Raw genomic sequence first — 16,326 nt, 5'->3', positions numbered from 1 at the left:
CTATAAGCACCACTTTATGCACCGGCAATATGGCCAAACTATCCTATGGGAGGCCGTCGAAAGTAAAGAGAGACTTGACCGAGAAGAAAAAAAATTCACTATGAAGATAAGTTGCGGCCGCGAAATACGAACGGGAACAGGTGGTGACACTGCGAAAACGCAGGCGCCATCCAGCGAAGAAGCCGCAGCGATAACCATCCTTAGGGAACGCGCGGCAACGCGCTTCAAGACAAAACTGGTCGAGGAGACTGTTTATGGCATCTATCGTTGAGACCGACGGGTCGACCGCTGCGCCCAGCACCGGCCTGATCCGCGCGCTGGACTGGAAAGGGGCATTCTGGGTCGCTGCCGGCGTACCGCCGCTGGTGCTCTTCTCCATCGGCGGCATTGCCGGCACGACGGGCAAGCTCGCCTTCGTGGTCTGGATCATTTCCATGGTCATGGGCTTCCTGCAATCCTTTACCTACGCTGAAATCGCCGGCATGTTCGGCAACAAATCCGGCGGCGCATCGATCTATGGCGCCACCGCCTGGCTGCGCTATTCGAAATTCATCGCGCCATTGTCTGTATGGTGCAACTGGTTCGCCTGGTCGCCGGTCCTGTCGCTCGGCTGCGCCATCGCGGCAGGTTATATCCTCAACGCCCTGTTCCCCATTCCCGGTGCCGATAGCCCGGCAGTGATGGAATGGATCAACGCCAATATGGCCACATTGACGGCCGAAAGCCCGCGCGTTGCGGAATGGCTTGCTGCCAATGCCGGCAAGGCTCCACAGGATGCGATTTCCGCTCTGCTCTCGACCGATGCGATCGCGGCATTGACCCCGGCGATCCGCAGCTGGTCGCTGATCACCTTCGACATTCCCTTCCTCGCCAAGGCCAATCTCAACGCCACCTTCGTCATCGGCGGCATCCTGATGCTGGTGATCTTTGCGATCCAACATCGCGGCATCCAGGGAACGGCCAGCGTCCAGAAATGGCTCGCCATCATCGTTCTCCTGCCGCTGCTGATCATCGGCCTCTATCCGATCTTCTCCGGCCAGATCGACAGCGCCAACATCACCAATCTGGTTCCGCCGACCGCCGGCTATTCCGGCATTGACGGCGTGTGGAGCAATGGCGGCTGGACGCTGTTCCTCGGCGGCCTCTATATCGCCGCCTGGTCGACCTACGGCTTTGAAACCGCCGTCTGCTACACCCGCGAGCTGAAGAACCCGAAGACCGATACGTTCAAGGCGATCTTCTATTCCGGCCTGCTCTGCTGCCTGTTCTTCTTCCTCATTCCCTTCACCTTCCAGGGCGTTCTCGGCCATGCCGGCATGCTCGCACCCGGCATCGTCGATGGAACGGGTGTTGCGGAAGCACTGGCAAGCCTCGTCCATGGCGGCCGGATCGTCACCCAGATCCTCGTCATCCTGATGATCATGGCGCTGTTCCTGGCCATCATGACCGCTATGGCCGGTTCGTCGCGCACCCTCTACCAGGGCTCGAAGGATGGCTGGCTGCCGAAATATCTCGACCACGTCAACGAACACGGCGCACCAACCCGCGCCATGTGGACCGACTTCGCCTTCAACCTGATCCTGCTTGCCATCGCCTCCGACGTGGCCGGCTACTTCTTCGTGCTTGCTGTCTCCAATGTCGGCTACATCATCTTCAACTTCCTCAACCTCAATGCCGGCTGGATCCACCGGATGGACTCCAGCCACATCCAGCGCCCCTGGAAGGCACCGACCTGGCTGATCGGCCTCAACACCGTTCTTGCCTTCGTCAACGCGCTGTTCCTCGGCGCCGGTGCCAAGGTCTGGGGCTATTCCAACGCGCTCTGGGTCGGCTTCATCTTCGCCGCCCTCATCCTGCCGGTCTTTGCCTATCGCCACTATGTGCGTGACGGCGGAAAATTCCCGGCAGGCGCAATGGAAGACCTTGGCCTCGTCGGCCAGGACCTCGGCGTCAAGAAAGCCGGTATCCTGCCCTATGTAGCACTCGCCGGCGGCCTCGCCGTCGTTCTCGCCGCAAACGCATACTTCCAGCTGCCGGTCTGATCAGATCGGAGCAAGATAATACAAGGGCGCGCATCGAAAGCTGTGCGGCCTTGTTCCTTTCAGAAGTGCGGCTGGCTTTGCGGGATGCCTTGACACATCAGGCCATTAAACCTGTAATTCGGCTGCCCATCGACAGGCAAGTTACAAGCAGCGAGTTCCCATCATGACCGATGAAAGCCCGGAAACGAAACTGACGCTGTCCAAACGCCGCTGGGCCGAGCAAGGCAAGTTCCTGACAGGAAAAATCACCCATCCGGAAACCGACCGCCTGCCGCCCGGCCAGCATCTGGTCACCAACTGGCCGGTGCTCGATCTCGGCCAGCAGCCGCTCATCCCACAGGCGGAGTGGACGCTGCAGATCGTCGGCGGTGTCGAAAATCCTGTCAAACTCGACTGGGATGCGTTCCACCGGCTGCCGCAAAGCCGCAAGCTGTCCGACATCCATTGTGTGACGACATGGTCGCGCTACGACAATCGCTGGCAGGGCGTTTCGACCCACGATCTGCTCGATCTGGTCGTGCCAAGACCAGAGGCCAATTTCGTCATGCTGACCAGCTATGACGGCTACACCACCAACCTGCCGCTCGCCGATTTCGCCTCCGAAGACGGCATTCTCGCAACAGCCTGGGAAGATGAACCGCTGACGCGCGACCATGGCGGCCCGATGCGCCTCGTCATCCCGCATCTCTACTTCTGGAAAAGCGCCAAATGGCTGCGCCGCATCGAATTCCTTGCCGGTGACCAGGCCGGGTTCTGGGAAAAGAACGGCTATCACATGCTCGGCGATCCCTGGCGCGAGCAGCGCTACTCGGACGACTGATCGTCAGGTTTGGAGTGCAGCTTGCGTCTGCGACCAGTCCGCTTCGGTCTTTTCACCGACAACCTCGAACAGTTGCAACGCCGTCGCCCGGCCCTTGACCTGCGCCTCCCCGAGCGGACGAAAGGCGATTGCGTCACCACACAGTGCAACCACGGCACTGCTGGCGAGAATCGCCGTGCCATAGACCTTGTTCATGCCCTCGAGCCGCGACGCCACGTTCACGGTGTCGCCCATCGCGGTATATTGCAGCCGATCTCTGGCGCCGACGCTGCCGACCACCGCCGTGCCTGTGTGAATGCCGAAGCGGGTGCGCAATTCCGGCAGCCCCTGCGCCTTCAGATTGGCATTGAATACTTTAAGTTTTCTCTCGACCGCCAGAGCGCAGCGGCAGGCGTTTTCCGCATGGTGCTCATCGGCCACCGGCGCATTCCACATGGCAAACACCGAATCCCCGAGAAACTGGATGATCTCGCCGCCATGGGCGCTGACGGTCTCGTTGAAGATATCGAAATAGTCCGACAGCAACGCCACGACCTCTTCCGGTGTCCGCTGCTCGCTGAGCGTGGTGAAGTCGTAGATATCGGTAAACCAGGCCGTCACCTCTTGGCGCCGCGCGCCCCTGCCGGCAAACTGGCCGGATTCGATGCCCTTGCGCACCAGTTCCTTCGGCACATAGAGCGCGAAGGTGAAGATCGCATCGCGCGCCCGGTTCATCGCCCGGCCAAGCGTCGATATCTCGGTGACATGCGAGGACACGTGGCTTGGTGCTGTAAAGTCGAGATCCTGCAGCCGGTTGGCATTGGCGGTCAGCTGGCTCAGCGACTGCGTGATCAGCCGCGCCAGGAACAGCGCTGCGAGCAGTCCGAGAATGACGATGGCAGCGGCGATGGCAAGCCCCTGATAGAGGTTGCGATTGGCGGCGGCCGTCAATTCGTCAAGCGGGGCTGCCACCACGGTCCGGTGTCCTGCAAGCAAAAGCACGGATTTCACCGAGGTCGCCATGATGATGTAGGTGCGGCCCTCGATATCGGCGAAACTCACACCGTTGCCAGCCGGAAGATTGGCCTTGATACCTGTCAGCAGCGGATCGACGGGCTTTGAAACATCCAGCTCCCCCTTTTCCTTCTGCGTCGCCATATGCGCCATTAGCCCGCGATCGGAATGCATGATCGGTTTTCCGGCGGCGTCCATGACAAAAGCGACCGTTTCGGCGGTTAGCCGTTCGCGCGCCATGAATTCGGTAATCGTTCCAAGGTCGATATCGGCACCGATGACGATGCCGCCATTGCCGCTATGCGCCTGGGAAATGCTCATGCCCAACGCCCCGGTCGTCACCATCGTATAGGGACCGATCGCTGCCGGCATCGTGCCGTTGACTGCAGCCTGATACCAGGGACGTTTCCTCGGATCGAATCCGGTTGAAAGGAGACGCCGCTCCAATAACTGATTGCCGTCCTTGTCGAGGAAGATCAGCCGGTTGCTGCGGTCGCCCGTCTGTTCCATTTGCATCGAGCGAACCGCAATCACCGCCATGTCCGGCGCCTCAAGAGCTGTGCGCCAGGCCGGCGCTCTCAGATCGACCGCCTGGATGAACTCGCCATCCGGGTAGCCGGCGTAAATGCCGTCCAGATTGGAGGATTGAGCAATGATCTCGCGCAGCAGCTTGATCTTGTCGGTCATACGTTCTGGTGGCGGCACCAGAAAGGAATTGGCGATCGACGCCGTGAACCCGACCAGCGCCGTCGTTCGTCCGGAAAGAATGCCCAGCCGGTCGATCAGCCGCTCGGAAAAGGCCCGCATGTCGGCCTCGGCATTGGTCAGCGCCGCGTCGCGCGCCCGCACATAGCCCAGACTGATCAGCGTTCCCGAAACGGCGATCAGCAGAGCCGCCATGGCAAGCCCCAGAAGCGATCTCAGCGGCTTTGTCCAGACCGTCGGCCGGCCGTTTGCGGCAGGCTCACCCATTGCTTCCGACATGCTTTTCCTTTGACCCTTTAAACGCCAATGAAATCCAAAACTTGGAGTTGAATGCAGATTATCAGCCGGTGGCGTTTTGGTACAGGCAAACCATCCGGCTGCTGGCAGCCTTGGGGCAGCCTACCGGCGCTCAACCGGAGCAGCCGAAACGTCGGCCGCAGCCTCGCGGATCGTCTGCATCAGGATCGACAGCGGCATCGAGGGAATGGCATTGGCCCGCATCGTTAGTCAGACCGGACCCTTGGTCTCGCTGGTATCGATCGGCAAGGCCGCCAGCACTCCATCCTCGATATCGCCGGCCACGACGCCAGCAGAAATGATCCAGATGGCATCGCTCGCCCGCACGAAAGCCCGGCCGAAGGAATCCGAGACGGTTTCGATCTGGTTGGGCAGGCTGGCGATACCGTTGGTGATCAGGAACCGTTCGACGAACGGCCGGATGATCGAGGCGCGTGTCGGCATCAGCACCGGATAGACGCTGAGATTGTCGAACACCGACTGTTTGGCCGACAGCAGCGGGTGGCCGGTCCGCACGACGAAGACGACCTGCTCGGAATAGAGATGCTCGAAAGAAAACCCGGTCATTTGTTCCGGTGCCGCAAGCCGCCCGACAACCAGATCGAGATCGCCGACCCGCAGCTGTTCCAGAAGCACGGCATTCTCGCCGGTGACGATCTTGATGCGGCTGCCGGTTTCCTCTTTGAGAAAATTCGCCATGGCGCGCGGCATGATCCGGGTTGAAACCGTCGGAAGCGCACCGATCCTGACCGGCGGACCATCGCCGGAGCGCACCTGCGACACCGAATCCAGCCCTTGCCTGAGCGCCGTCAGCGCCGCTCCCGCATGCCGCAGGAAAGCCTCGCCATAGCGGGTGATCTTGATGCCGCGGCCATCGCGCTCGAAGACGGAAACGCCCAAAACCTCTTCCAGCTCGCGGATGGTCTTGGTCACCGCCGGCTGGCTGACATGCAGGAGACCAGCGGCTTTCATCACGCTCTTCTGGCGGGCGACCTCGACAAAGGTCTGCAGATGGCGGAATTTCACGCGAGCGTCGATCATGGCAACTCATAACTCAGGAGTTAATGATAGGCAATAAAATGTCATTTTACCGAACCAGATTAAAGTTCCAATCTGTTTCCCGAGGAGAGTTCCCGTGCAGTTTGCCCGCATCAACGACGTCACGCTTCACTATCAGGTCATCGGCGCTGCCAATGACAAGCCGGTGCTGGTTTTTGCCAATTCGCTCGGCACGGATTTCCGCATCTGGCGCGACGTGATCGTCCGGTTCGCCGGGGATTTTGCCATGGTTCTCTATGATAAGCGCGGCCATGGCCTCTCCGATGTCGGCGACATGCCCTATTCGATGGACCTGCACGTCGCCGATCTCGCCGGCCTGCTCGATCTCCTAGCCGTCAAGCAGGCGATCATCTGCGGCCTTTCGGTCGGCGGCCTGATCGCACAGGGCCTCTATGCCGCCCGGCCCGATCTCGTACGGGCGCTGGCACTCTGCGATACCGCCCACAAGATCGGCACGGCGGATCTGTGGAACACCCGCATCGCCGCCATCGAACAGAATGGCATAGCCAGCATTACCGACAGCGTTCTCGAACGCTGGTTCACGCCCGCCTTTCGCCGGCCGGAAAACAACGCCCTGCACGGCTATCGCAACATGCTGATCCGCCAGCCAGTCACCGGTTATACCGGCACCTGCGCTGCGATCCGCGATGCCGACTTTACCGACGCAGCCAAGCGCATCGCCGTTCCGGCTATCTGCATCGTCGGCGATCAGGATGGCTCGACGCCGCCCGATCTCGTCCTGTCGACCGCAAAACTCATTCCCGGCGCGCACTACGAGGTTATCAAGGATGCCGGCCATATCCCTTGCGTCGAGCAACCGGAGACGCTGACCGCCGTGCTGCGCGCTTTCATCGATACCGTCCTGTCTGGAGAAAAAGCCCATGAGTGAGGCCGCAGTTCCCACCGAACGTTACCGTCAGGGCCTGGTCACCCGCCGTGCCGTGCTCGGCGACCGCCATGTCGATCGGGCACAATCCGCGACCACCGATTTCGACCAGCCGTTTCAGGAGTTGATCACCGAGGCCGCCTGGGGCAACCTCTGGTCGCGGCCGACCTGGACGAAACGCGAGCGCTCGATGGTCACCATCGCCCTGCTGGCTGCCCTTGGCCATGACGAGGAGGTGGCGATGCATGTGCGCGCCACCGCCAATACCGGCGCCAGCCGCGAGGATATCAGCGAAGCGCTGCTGCATGTGGCGATCTATGCCGGCGTTCCCGCCGCCAACCGGGCGATCAAGATCGCCAAGCAGGTTTTCGAACAGATGGACGCCGAACAGGCGGCATGAGGCAGAATGACATGTCCGATCTTTCCAACAACAAGCCTGAGACCGGCGCATTCTTCCAGCGCGACCGCGCCTGGCATGCCCCTGCCCTGACCCCGGGCTACAAAACCTCGGTGCTGCGCTCGCCGCAAAAGGCGCTGCTGTCGCTTGATGGCACGCTGTCCGAGATCACCGGCCCGGTCTTCGGCCATTCGCTGCTCGGCGAACTCGACAATGATCTCATCCACAATTTCGCCAAGCCCGGCGAGAGCGCCATCGGCGAACGCATCATCGTCCATGGCCGTGTGCTCGACGAACGCGGCAAACCCGTTCCCGGCGCGTTGCTGGAATTCTGGCAGGCCAATGCCGGCGGACGATACCGTCACAAGAAGGAGAGCTATCTCGCCGCGCTCGACCCCAATTTCGGCGGCTGCGGCCGTGCGATCACCGACGAGGACGGCAGCTACCGGTTCCGCACCATCCGGCCCGGCGCCTATCCCTGGCCGAACGGCGTCAACGACTGGCGCCCGGCCCATATCCATTTCTCGATCTTCGGTCATGGCTTTGCTCAGCGGCTGATCACCCAGATGTATTTCGAAGGCGATCCGATGATCTGGAAGTGTCCGATCGTCACCACCATCCCGGACAAAAGCGCCATCGAACAGCTGATCGCGCCGCTCGACTGGGCCAATACCATTCCGATGGATGCGCGCGCCTACAAGTTCGACATTGTCCTGCGCGGCCGCCGTTCGACGCTGTTTGAAAACCGGATGGAGGGCAACTGATGGTCCAGGATCTCGGCTACCTGAAGGAATCGCCGTCGCAGACGGCCGGTCCTTACGTCCATATCGGCTGCACCCCGAATTTTGCTGGCATTACCGGTGTCTACGAAACCGATCTCGGCATCACGATGGTCAACGACCGGACGCTGGGAGAACGCATCACCGTGCGCGGCCGCGTCATCGACGGTGCCGGTGCGCCGCTGAAGGACGCGCTGGTCGAAATCTGGCAGGCTGATGCCGCCGGCCTCTACAACAGCCCGTCGGACCTGCGCGGCACCGCCGATCCCAATTTCACCGGCTGGGGCCGCTGCCCGACCGGCGCTGATGACGGTGTCTTCACGTTCGAAACCATCAAGCCCGGACGCGCGCCCTACAAGGACGGGCGCAGGATGGCGCCGCACATCACCGTCTGGATCGTCGCCCGCGGCATCAATATCGGCCTGCACACCCGCATGTATTTTGCCGATGAGCCGGAAGCCAATGCCGAAGATCCGCTGCTTGCCCGCATCGAACACCGCCACCGCGTGTCGACCCTGGTCGCGCCGCGCGACGGATCGGTCTATACGTTCGATATCCATTTGCAGGGCGACAAGGAAACCGTGTTCCTCGACATCTAGCAGGCTGCTGATAAAGTCATTCTCTCGGCATTTGGTAGATCATTTTGGAAATTGTGCGATTGCCAACTCCTGCGTCATTCCTGTGCTCGTCACAGGAATCCAGCCGGCTCAAGTCCTTGAGCTGAAAGAGTCTTTTGACCCGACAGACGTCGGGTCGCTGGATCCCCGCCACAAGGGCGAGGATGACGGAGGGTGGGGTACCGCTTTCGTCAAATCATCATCTTCAGGATTTTTCAGCAGCCTGCTAGAGCCCCTGGACCAAGGACAGACATGACCGCTTCGCCCTTCGACCATCCCTATCTCTCGGGCCTTCTCGGCGACGCGGAAATTTCCGCCTTGTTTTCGGCGGACGCGGATATCCGCGCCATGCTGTCCTTCGAAGCGGCCTTGGCACAGGCGCAAGCGGATCACGGTGTCGTTTCAAAGGAAGCGGCTGTTCGTATCGCCGAAGTTTGTGCCACGTTTCAGCCCGACGTCCTTGCATTGCGCCAAGCCGTTGCAAGTGATGGCGTGGTGATCCCCGAACTTGTCAAACAGTTGCGCAAGGCGGTCGGCCGGGAAGCAGCGGAAAGGGTCCATTTCGGCGCCACCAGCCAGGATGTCATCGACACCAGCCTGATGCTGCGGCTGAAGGCGGCTTCGGATGTGCTTTCCAACAGATTGTCGGAACTGCTCGGTTCGTTCGCCAGTCTTGGCCGCGATTGGGGGAAAGGCCAGCTGATGGGCCACACCCGGATGCAGGCGGCCATCCCGATCGCCGTCGCCGATCGCATCGCCGCATGGTCATCGCCGCTTGCCGATTATGGCGACAGGCTGCAAAAAACGTCATTCCCGGTACAATTCGGCGGAGCCGCAGGAACACTCGATAAATTGGGCGACAAGGCGGGCGCCGTTCGGGCGACGCTGGCCGAAACCCTCGGCCTTTCCGATCGCCCGCAATGGCAAAGCCAGCGCGCTATCATCGGCGATATCGCCCACCTCCTGTCGCTGATCTCAGGCAGCCTTGGCAAATTCGGCCAGGATATCACCCTGCTCGCTCAATCGGGAACCGAAATTACGCTTTCGGGCGGCGGCGGCTCGTCGGCCATGCCGCACAAGCAGAACCCGGTCAATGCCGAAACGCTTGTGTCGCTAGCCCGCTTCAATGCCGTCCAGCTTTCCGGCATTCACCAGTCGATGGTGCATGAACAGGAACGGTCCGGCGCAGCCTGGACCCTGGAATGGATGATCCTGCCGCAGATGGTCATCGCCTGCGGCGCCAGCACACGGCTCGCCTCCACGCTTGCCGGCAAGATCAAGCGGCTTGGCACAGCAAGCGCATAGAGCACGCATTCTCTTCCAACGAAAAACCCGCGCATCTTTCGATACGCGGATTTTTCAGTCTCTGGCGAGCAGGCTGTACCTACTCGCCAGATAATTCAATCAGTTCGTCTTGTTCTTGAACGGCTTGCGCTTGACGCCCTCGGTCGCAGGCTTGTCAAACTTCGGCTTGTCGAATTTCGGTTTATCGAATTTCGGCTTGTCGAAAGCAGGCTTGCCGGCCTTCTTGGTCCATGGCTTGCTGTCGGTCTTTTCAGCCGGGCGGTTGTCGGCCTTCGCAAAATCGGGCTTGCCCTCGAACTTGCGCTTGGGCTTCTCGCCGTTCCAGTCGGCCTGCTTGGCCGGATATGGCTTCTTGCCGGCAAACGGCGCACCACGCGAGCCGCCGGACAAATCGGGCATACCGTCGAGCTGCGTCACAGTGATGCCCTTTTCGAGCGCCCGCTTCGGACCGATCGCCTCGACGAAACGATCCACCCAGTCGCGCGCGATCTCGATATAGGTTTCTTCGGTCTGCATCTTGATGGCGCCGATTTCCTGCTTGGTGATCTTACCGATGCGGCACAGCATCGGGATCAGCCAGCGCGGTTCGACACTCTGCTTGCGGCCAGCCGACAGAGAAAACCAGACGCTGTCGCCAAAATCACCACGCGGAGCACGCGGTTCGCTGCGTTCCGGGCGGTCGCCACGGTCCGGACGATCGCCGGATGGCGTATAGGATGGCGTATCCATCAGATCTTCCGGTGCCGAACGGCCCGCACGCGCCTGTCGCAGGAAAGCCGCAGCCACCTGGTCGGCGCCGTGCTTTTCCAGCAGTTCGCGGATGAAATCGGCCTCGTCTGGCGTGATTGCTTCGGTCAGCGCCGGATCGGCCAGAACCCGCTCGTCATCACGGCGGCTGACTTCGTCGGCCGAAGGCGGACGGCCCCATTCGGCATTGATATTGGCATCGCGCAGCAGGCGTTCAGCCTTGCGGCGGGCGCTGTTGGGCACGATCAGCGCGCTGACGCCCTTGCGTCCGGCGCGGCCCGTGCGGCCACTCCGGTGCAGCAGCGTATCGGGGTTGGTCGGCAGATCGGCATGAACCACCAGTTCGAGGCCCGGCAGATCGATACCGCGGGCAGCGACGTCGGTTGCGATGCAGACGCGGGCGCGTCCGTCGCGCATTGCCTGTAGCGCATGGGTGCGTTCGTTCTGGCTGAGTTCGCCGGACATGGCAACAACAGCGAAACCGCGATTGTTGAAGCGCGCGGTCAGATGGTTGACGGCAGCACGCGTCGAGCAAAACACCAGCGCATTCTTTGCCTCATAGAAGCGCAGCACGTTGATGATCGCATTTTCGCGGTCGGACGGCGCAACGGTCAGCGCCCGGTATTCGATGTCCAGATGCTGCTTCTGCTCGGCCTGGGTCGAGATGCGAATGGCATCTTTCTGGTAGCTCTTCGCCAGATTGGCGATCGAGCGCGGCACGGTTGCCGAAAACATCAGCGTCCGGCGGTCGGCAGGCGCTGCCTCAAGGATGAATTCGAGGTCTTCGCGGAAGCCCAGATCGAGCATCTCGTCGGCTTCGTCGAGAACGACGGCCTTCAGGCTCGACATGTCGAGGCCGTTGCGGCGGATATGATCGCAGAGACGGCCAGGCGTGCCGACGACGATATGGGCGCCGCGATCCAGCGCGCGCCGTTCGCTGCGCATATCCATGCCGCCGACGCAGGAGACGACGGTCGCGCCGGTCAGTTCATAGAGCCATTCCAGTTCGCGCTTGACCTGCAGCGCGAGTTCCCGGGTCGGCGCGACGGCGAGCGCCAAAGGCGCGCCTGGCTGGCCGAACCGGTCCTTGCCTTCAAGCAGCGTCGATGCAAGCGCCAGACCGAAGGCCACGGTCTTTCCCGAACCGGTCTGCGCCGAGACCAGCGCGTCCCTGCCTTCGAGTTCAGGGCCCAAAACAGCCTTCTGAACCGGCGTCAACTCTGAATAACCGCGCTTGCTCAATGCCTGAGCGATCGCCGGAGCGATGCCGTCTAACTCTACCATATGTTTATCTTTCGGAATTCGGATGTCATGCACGCCTCGGTCGATGAGGGTAAGCGCAGTCCCCGCAGCCGGCACGTCGCCAGCCAATACATGCGCGCCTCTTACTGCGCCTGAGCGCAATTGTACAGAGCGTCACGATGCTGCGCTGCAAAAACGCCAGAGAATACCATCAGGCAAGCGGTTTGATAGACGAGAAAACGGCTATATCTCCGTCATTGAAGGCATGGCCGTTCAGTTTTAAGGATCTCGTCGGTACAGGCGCTGCTCAGCTCGTCAGACGCGGTGTATGCACCACCTTGTTAAACAGTGTCTTCATCGCACCCTCGAGATTCTGCGACGGCGGCACCTCGAAATAGAAGCCGGGAGACGCACATTCCTGCATCTTCGTACCGATCGTGGGCTGGAAGGGCTTGATCCACGAATTGTACCAGTCATTGGTCGGCAGCGGCAGGTAGGTGGTATAAAGCACCGCGATCTTGATACCCCGCGCTTTCAAGGCGGTACAATTTTTCGTATCGATCGGCTCCTGACAGCGGCTGCCGCTCAATTTCGCCGTGCATCCTTTCGGCTTATAGCTATCGCCGACACCATCGGACACGAAAAACACGATTTTTTCCGGAGTTGCGGCTGCCAGACCATTGCCCGGCGTGCCGATTTCGTCGCCGATCTTGCTCAGAGCATTGTCGAAGTCGGTCTGCTGGTCATTGTTGTAGCCCTGCTTCGGTATGCTCATCAATTTGATACCCTCCGCAGTCTTCTGTACCTTTGAAAGATCTCCGCTCAGGCCGGCCACCTTGAGCAGTTTGGTATCCATCGCAGTCTCGCCAAACGTATAGGTGGCCATGCGGAATTGATCGGGATAGCTCTGCTGTCTGGTGGCTTCCTTGGTGAGTTCCACCACCGCTTTTGCCACCGCATCGATGCGAATCGAGATGCCGTTGAGCTTGGCGACGGCATAGTTGCTGCCGCCGTCGATCACGCCCTTCTCCGATACGATATGACACGCGAAAGCACAGTTCCTCGAACCCGAGTCCGCGACGTTCTTCGTCGCCTTGATCATCTTGTCGATATCGGCCGTTGTCGAAGCCACGCCCATGGATGGGGTATTGTCGAGCAGCAGGTAGAAATCCATGAAGGACTGCGATTGAAAGACAGCGTTGGCGCTGCCTGAAATCGTAATACTTTCCTTGCCGAGAATGCGCAGGAAAGATGTCTTCAAGGTTGCCTGATAGGTCAGCTTGGCTTTGATATCCTTGCCGTCCTTGGTGACCGACACCTTGACGACATCGAGATTCATATCCTGCGACTCGACTTTTTCTTTCTTTAGACCTTCCTCTTGCACCGAGCTCGCATTGGTTGCGGCTTGAGCTTTGAAAAAAGCCTCCGCTTCCGCCTCGCTGATGGACACGTGACCGTCCATGGTCATGCCGACGGCCTGGGTGACACCTGCCGATCTTTCGGCGATCGATCCCAGCACTGCCGCATCGGCAGCATCCTGCAGCCTCGATTTCAGCTCCATGGCGCGGCTGATATCCACCGCCATGCCGGCAGAGCCCAGAATGGGAACGATGGCGATGGCGCCTAGGATGGCGAAATTGCCAGCCCGGTCGGCAAGGAGCTTCTTCAAGATGCGCACTGTGATCCCCCGTCTCCGCACCAGGCGTCGCCTGGCGTAGATGTATTCCTCAGACGATGGACAGTAATTGCGAAACTCTAAATGGTGGTAAAAAGCGGTAGTTAATCGAAACGTAATTGAGCAGAACGTGTTTTTAATAAATTGCCGCAAGGGCCGGTCGTTTTGGCAGAAAAACGCAGCGCTTAACCTGCGACGCAAGGATAGCAGGGCACTCAGGCAGAAAAAAAATACAAATCTGCTGAAGAGCACATCAAATAATACATATAATATTTCACGCACAACCTAGGATATATTTAAATTGGCCGGAGCCTCTGCATATCGATGAGCCACGACCCGGATGCCGCTGGGCCGTCGCCGCAACACCTGAGAGAGAGAGAGAGAGAGAGAGAGAGAGAGAGAGAGAGCTTACGGACTTGGTGTTTGCCATCCGGCCAGTTCTGCGGCGCTCCCGGTGGCAAGGAGACGCGACAAAGCGCCGATAAGCGCGCCCCGGAAACCGGCATCGCGCCCGAGATCGTCGGCGAAGACGTCTTCCAGACCGACAAATGCCGCGACGATCTCTCCCGGATCGTGCAGACCTTGCGTCATTGCCGCGATACGCCGGGCGAGCGGATCGCGGACGTCAATCGCCTGCCCCGCCTCGTCAAGGCCGCGTGCGTAATACATCCATGCGGCAACCCCAAGCACCAGCCGGTCACAGGAAGCCCCTGCCCGGATGCGGTCGCGGATCGTGCCGAGCAGCCGCTGCGGCAGCTTTTGCGATCCATCCATGGCGATCTGCCAGGTGCGATGGCGCAGCGCCGGGTTTTTGAACCGCGCAATCAGCGCCAGACGATAGGCAACCAGATCGAAGCCGGCAAGCGGCGGCAGCGTCGGGGAAACCTCTTCGCGCATCAGTCCCTCGATCAGCGGCTGCATGCCCGGCAGGGCCATCGCCTCCGCTACCGTTTCAGCGCCGGCCAGATAACCCAGATAGGCAAGGGTCGAATGACTGCCGTTGAGAAGCCGCAGTTTCATCGTCTCGAAAGCCGAAACCTCGGGCACGAAGACGGCGCCCGCCGCCTCCCAAGCCGGCCGGCCCAGCGGAAAATGATCCTCTATGACCCATTGCCGGAACGGCTCGGTCACCACCGGCCAGGCATCCTCGACACCAAGAGCATCCGCAATCGCGGTACGATCGGCATCCGTCGTTGCCGGCACGATCCGGTCTATCATGGTGGACGGGCAAGCGACCTTGGCGACGAAAGCGGCCAGCCGCAGATCCCTGAGCTCGGCAAAACGGCTGACGACACGCTTCAGCACATGGCCGTTCGACGGAAGATTGTCGCAAGACAGAAGCGTAAACGCTGCCACGCCTGCCTCTTGCCTTCGGGCCAGAGCCTCGACGATGAAGCCGATGGCAGATCTCGGATCTCCCGGATTTTTCAGATCGTGAAGAACGTCGTCGTGGTTTTCATCCAGCATGCCGATCGCCGGATTGTGGCAGTACCCCTTTTCGGTCACCGTCAGCGAGACGATGCGGGTCGCCGGGTCAGCCATCCGCGCCAGAACGGCTTGCGGGTCCTCCGGCGCAACGAGGGTTTCGACAACGCTGCCGATGATCCGCAGCGTCTCGCCCCCGCCATCCTGAACCTTCAACGTATAGAGCCCGTCCTGAGGTTTAAGCGCATCGCGGGTGTCGGCGCTGCGCAGCGAAACCCCGCAAATGCCCCAGGAAGGATCGCGTGCCAAGATCTCATCGGTAAACACCGCCTGATGCGCCCGGTGGAAAGCGCCGATCCCGAGATGGACGATGCCGACCGTCACCTTCGTCCGGTCATAATCCGGCGTTGCGATCGTCTTTGGCAGATGTGGCAGGGTGCCGTTGGATAATCTGGTCATGATGCGGGCTGCTGTTTGGCGCGGGCGACGATCTGCGAGGGGTTGACGAATTGCAGGGCAAGGATCAGCCAGAACAGCGTCGTCACCATATAGATCACCGCCATGGCGTCGATCGACTGCCCGGCCCGCACGCCTGATGCAAAGACCGCGTAGTAGAGCGAAACGACCAGCGTCTGGCTCGTCGGCCCAGCAATCAGGAAGGTCAGCTCGAACATCGCGATCGTGCGCACCAGCACCAGAAGCAACGCCGCCAGCATGCCGGGCAGCAGAAGCGGCAACAGGATGCGCCGGAACAGGCTGCCGGTACCGGCCCCGAAGACGCGCGCCGCCGCCTCGATGCGCGGATCGATCTGCTCGATGAAGGGGATCATCACCAGAACGACGAAAGGCAGCGAGGGCACGAGATTGATCAGCACGACGCCCCAGAAGGAGCCGCCGAGACCGAGCTGGTAGAGCACCGTCGCCAGCGGAATGCCATAGGTCAGCGGCGGAATGAGCAGGGGTAAGAGGAAAAGGAGAACGACGAGGCGCTTGCCCGGAAAATCCCGCCGCGCCAGCGCATAGGCTGCGATCACACCAAGCGCCCCGGAAATGAGAACCACGGTAAAGACGATCTGGAAGGTCACGAACACGACGCTCGACAGCTGGAATTCCTTCCAGGCGCTGAAATACCATTTTGTCGTCAGGCCGATCGGCAGCCAGGTGCCGAGCCAGCGGGTGGCAAAGGAATTGACCACCACGGCGGCAATCACGCCGATGAGATTGAGAATGAACAGGCCGGCAACCGCCCAGACGGCAAAACGCCAGATTTTCGACACGAGGCCCTGATCACGGATCATAGCGGCATCTCCCGGAGGAATGAGTGGTCGGGCGCAGGA

At 60.6% G+C, this 16,326-nt stretch carries 12 protein-coding genes and 1 pseudogene; 7 read left to right on the top strand and 6 right to left on the bottom strand.

What is annotated here, in order from left to right; genetic code table 11:
* The first annotated feature begins 254 nt into the window (after positions 1-254).
* Positions 255-2,042, top strand: a complete 1,788-nt coding sequence (locus tag ACP7BS_RS01120; RefSeq protein ID WP_426235434.1) for an APC family permease — start codon at positions 255-257, stop codon at positions 2,040-2,042.
* 163 nt (positions 2,043-2,205) lie between these two features.
* Positions 2,206-2,862 (top strand): sulfite oxidase-like oxidoreductase, encoded by a 657-nt coding sequence (locus ACP7BS_RS01115; RefSeq protein ID WP_426235432.1) that lies wholly within the window; start codon positions 2,206-2,208, stop codon positions 2,860-2,862.
* A 3-nt stretch (positions 2,863-2,865) separates the two neighbouring features.
* Here ACP7BS_RS01115 and ACP7BS_RS01110 read toward each other — a convergent pair whose 3' ends face one another.
* Together ACP7BS_RS01110 and pcaQ are read right to left on the bottom strand one after the other, a co-directional pair.
* Entirely contained in the window at positions 2,866-4,839 is a 1,974-nt protein-coding gene (locus ACP7BS_RS01110; protein ID WP_426235430.1) for an adenylate/guanylate cyclase domain-containing protein, read from the bottom strand.
* Between the two features lie 120 nt (positions 4,840-4,959).
* A pseudogene (pcaQ, locus tag ACP7BS_RS01105) lies at positions 4,960-5,898 on the bottom strand (pca operon transcription factor PcaQ).
* 94 nt (positions 5,899-5,992) lie between these two features.
* On the opposite strand from pcaQ, the gene pcaD reads away from it, so the two are divergent.
* From pcaD to ACP7BS_RS01080, 5 genes are all read left to right on the top strand, one after another.
* The gene (gene pcaD, locus ACP7BS_RS01100) at positions 5,993-6,805 is read left to right on the top strand and encodes a 3-oxoadipate enol-lactonase (protein ID WP_426235428.1); all 813 of its coding nucleotides are present in this window, start codon (positions 5,993-5,995) and stop codon (positions 6,803-6,805) included.
* On the top strand, positions 6,798-7,202 hold the full coding sequence (pcaC, locus tag ACP7BS_RS01095) for a 4-carboxymuconolactone decarboxylase (RefSeq protein WP_426235426.1): 405 nt from the start codon (positions 6,798-6,800) through the stop codon (positions 7,200-7,202). The genes pcaD and pcaC overlap by 8 nt, the downstream gene beginning before the upstream one ends.
* Before the next feature lie 11 nt (positions 7,203-7,213).
* On the top strand, positions 7,214-7,963 hold the full coding sequence (gene pcaH, locus ACP7BS_RS01090; protein ID WP_426235424.1) for a protocatechuate 3,4-dioxygenase subunit beta: 750 nt from the start codon (positions 7,214-7,216) through the stop codon (positions 7,961-7,963).
* Positions 7,963-8,577 carry a protocatechuate 3,4-dioxygenase subunit alpha gene (pcaG, locus tag ACP7BS_RS01085; protein WP_426235422.1) on the top strand — a complete coding sequence of 205 codons (615 nt, stop codon included), beginning with the start codon at positions 7,963-7,965 and terminating at the stop codon, positions 8,575-8,577. Before pcaH ends, pcaG begins: the two co-directional genes overlap by 1 nt.
* Before the next feature lie 270 nt (positions 8,578-8,847).
* Complete coding sequence (locus ACP7BS_RS01080; protein ID WP_426235421.1) at positions 8,848-9,900, top strand: 3-carboxy-cis,cis-muconate cycloisomerase; 1,053 nt, start codon at positions 8,848-8,850, stop codon at positions 9,898-9,900.
* Between the two features lie 99 nt (positions 9,901-9,999).
* On the opposite strand, the gene ACP7BS_RS01075 is transcribed toward ACP7BS_RS01080, so the two are convergent.
* The 4 genes from ACP7BS_RS01075 to ACP7BS_RS01060 form a co-directional block, all read right to left on the bottom strand.
* Positions 10,000-11,931, bottom strand: coding sequence for a DEAD/DEAH box helicase (locus tag ACP7BS_RS01075; RefSeq protein ID WP_426235419.1), 1,932 nt, complete (start codon positions 11,929-11,931; stop codon positions 10,000-10,002).
* Positions 11,932-12,196: 265 nt separating this feature from the next.
* Positions 12,197-13,558: a TadE/TadG family type IV pilus assembly protein gene (locus ACP7BS_RS01070; RefSeq protein ID WP_426236434.1), complete on the bottom strand. Its 1,362-nt coding sequence runs from the start codon at positions 13,556-13,558 to the stop codon at positions 12,197-12,199.
* Positions 13,559-13,972: 414 nt separating this feature from the next.
* The gene (locus ACP7BS_RS01065; RefSeq protein ID WP_426235417.1) at positions 13,973-15,448 is read right to left on the bottom strand and encodes a mannitol dehydrogenase family protein; all 1,476 of its coding nucleotides are present in this window, start codon (positions 15,446-15,448) and stop codon (positions 13,973-13,975) included.
* Complete coding sequence (locus ACP7BS_RS01060) at positions 15,445-16,287, bottom strand: ABC transporter permease (RefSeq protein WP_426235415.1); 843 nt, start codon at positions 16,285-16,287, stop codon at positions 15,445-15,447. Before ACP7BS_RS01060 ends, ACP7BS_RS01065 begins: the two co-directional genes overlap by 4 nt.
* Positions 16,288-16,326: the final 39 nt, after the last annotated feature.

Origin of the sequence: Pararhizobium sp. DWP1-1-3 (assembly GCF_049896125.1) — a bacterium.
Taxonomy (GTDB): domain Bacteria; phylum Pseudomonadota; class Alphaproteobacteria; order Rhizobiales; family Rhizobiaceae; genus Pararhizobium.
Note: the sequence above shows the minus strand (reverse complement) of the source record. Positions and strands in the feature narration are given on the sequence as shown.